The sequence below is a fragment of the Lentiprolixibacter sp. genome, from assembly GCF_982873095.1.
This window is the reverse complement of the sequence record NZ_CEYNTP010000320.1, coordinates 1-2,528: the sequence shown is the minus strand read 5'-3', so window position 1 is coordinate 2,528 and position 2,528 is coordinate 1. Positions and strand designations below refer to the sequence as shown.

The 2,528-nt window shown below is 40.4% G+C and carries 4 protein-coding genes; all 4 read left to right on the top strand.

Annotated features, from left to right (window positions below; all coding sequences use genetic code 11):
• On the top strand, nucleotides 1-221 hold a 221-nt coding region (locus AC4E7D_RS13845), incomplete at its 5' end, for a hypothetical protein (RefSeq protein WP_490174367.1).
• Between the two features lie 79 nt (nucleotides 222-300).
• Nucleotides 301-1,041 (top strand): hypothetical protein, encoded by a 741-nt coding sequence (locus AC4E7D_RS13840; RefSeq protein WP_490174366.1) that lies wholly within the window; start codon nucleotides 301-303, stop codon nucleotides 1,039-1,041.
• Between the two features lie 87 nt (nucleotides 1,042-1,128).
• A complete protein-coding gene (locus AC4E7D_RS13835) occupies nucleotides 1,129-1,473 on the top strand; it encodes a VOC family protein (RefSeq protein ID WP_490174365.1) in 345 nt (114 codons plus the stop codon).
• Between the two features lie 266 nt (nucleotides 1,474-1,739).
• A partial coding sequence (locus AC4E7D_RS13830; RefSeq protein ID WP_490174364.1) for an MBL fold metallo-hydrolase occupies nucleotides 1,740-2,528 on the top strand: 789 nt, incomplete at its 3' end.

The following is a 2,528-nucleotide window of genomic DNA, read 5'->3' as shown; positions in this document are numbered from 1 at the left end:
CGAACTGGCTTTGGGGTATTGTCTTTGCATTATCCTTGTATCCAGCCGGACTATTTACTGTCATTTATATCAATCAGTGGTACCGCTATCAGGGACATATAACTTATTTAAGGCTTAAAACAAATAAAAAAGACAAGTTGCTCCAGCTTCAGGAGTTACGCGAAGCGCTGCTTAAAGAATTGGATATAGGGCGCAGGACATATCTTAACAGCCTGGCTTAATGATTTTATATATTAAAACTGTGTTTACAACCTTTCAGACAGATATATCCATATATTACCATTTACAAATAGCTGAATAATGCTCAAATTCTTCCGAATAATCCGTCAAAGACTGCTGACTGAAAATAAATTCAACAAATATTTGATTTATGCACTTGGTGAAATCGCACTGGTTGTTATCGGGATTTTGATTGCACTTCAGATAAACAATTGGAATCAAAATAGGATAGAAAACCAGATTGAAAAGCGACTGCTGAAAGAACTTTTTGAAAACCTCAGCTTTAACGAAAAAGTATTAAAGGCAAGTATTCAGGAAGAGTACAAATGCATCACGTCTATTAAAGCTGTACTCAAAGTCCTGGAAAACAAATTGCCTTACCAGGACAGTATGGATTACCACTTTGGGAGGGCAGAATACTCCGATGATATCGTCCTTTCCTCAACCGCATTCAGGTCAATTGAAAGCCGGGGATTTGATATTATCTCATCAGACAGCTTGAGAAAATCCATCATCACGCTTTTCGACAGCGATTATGGATTTCTTATTTCACAGACCATAAGATTAGAGGACCTCTTTTGGCCAACTGAGGTGCTGCCTTTGTCCCATAAGTACTTTAGGATAAAATCAATGGAAAACAATGTCTTTAATGACGAGTTCGGGTTAATTCCGGTAGATTACGAAGCGCTTTTAAGTGATCAGCGATATCATAATATGATAAAGGACAGGGGGCACTTCCGGTACCAGGGAGCTGAATTAAAGAACAGCGTGCTTAAAAAAACAGTAAGGCTTAAGAACCACATAAAGGACTATTTGGAGTAATATCATAGCACTAAATCACAATGATCCAATTCTTTAGAAAAATCAGGCAACGCATATTAGTTGGATACCCTTTAAGGGAAAATTTATATGAAAATTGAGCATCTTGGTATTTGGACCAAGGATTTAGAACGAATGCGGGAGTTTTATCTCAAATTCTTCGACCTACCTTCGAATAAGAAATATTACAACTCCAGGAAAAATTTCAGCTCCTACTTTCTGGCATTCGAAAATGGTGCTCGCCTTGAATTAATGCGTAGTTCTGATATCTCGGAAAGGATGGGAAAACCCGGTTCTCTTTATGGGTTAACTCATTTAGCATTTTCTGTGGGTAGCAAAGAAAAAATAGATATGCTAACCGAAAGACTTAGGGATAACGGAATCACCATAATTAGAGAACCAAGGGAACAGGAGATGGATATTATGAATGTCTAATCGCTGATCCCGAAGGTAATTTGATTGAATTAACAGCATAAAGGATTAATAATTTACCTGGGTGAAAAGGGCCCGATTCTCATCTAAATCTGAATGTGTGGCGAACTGAAGCCTGAGGAATTCTTGCTTACAGCTGTTTATTAAAGACTATAGCCCGATTGCTCCAGGGCTCTGTTTTATTCCCTATCTTAGTTATGACATCAACCTGCCCGGGATCTGGAAGTCAGGCACTGGAAAAGGATAGCTGTCAGATAACCTGTTTTCGTATGAGATTATTTACTCTGATATTCTCAATAGTATTCCTGCTTCAGGGCTGCAAGGAAGAGCCCAATAATAGCGTTGTATCAGACAATTTTGAGTTCCTTGAACTGGGCAAAGGGGTATACAGCTGTATTCACAAATTTGGCGGCAAAGCCATTTGCAATGTGGGTATTGTTGATAATGGGAAGGAAACCGTAATTTTTGACTCATTTCTTTCTCCTGCCGTAGCTCAGGAATTAGCAGACGCCCTGGCGGAAATGGATCTGTCCCCTATAAAATACGTCGTGAACAGCCATTTTCACAATGATCATATCCGGGGAAACCAGGCATTTTCTGATGAAGTTAAAATTGTTAGCACGTCCGTTACCGGCAAGCTCATTGAAGAAGAGGAACCGCTGCAGATCGCTTTTGAGAAGGAAAATGCACCTGCACGTTTCAGCTATTATGATTCGCTTTATCTCGCCTTTGACGGTGACAAACAATCCCGGGAATATCAACAAATCCTGATGTGGCGTCCTTATTATGAGACCCTGTCTAACAGCTATACAGAGGTCAAGACGCGCGTTCCGGATATGTTTGTAGACAGCATCCTGAATCTTGACGGACCCAACCGGAAGATACAATTGATCTCCAAAGGTCAGGGCCATACGGAGAGCGACCTCATCCTGTATTTACCGGATGATAAGATCCTGTTTACAGGCGACCTTGTTTTCAACGAATGCCATCCCTATGTGGCCCACGGCAACATTGCCAAATGGGTAGCCTGGCTCGATTATATGAACACACTTGAAGTC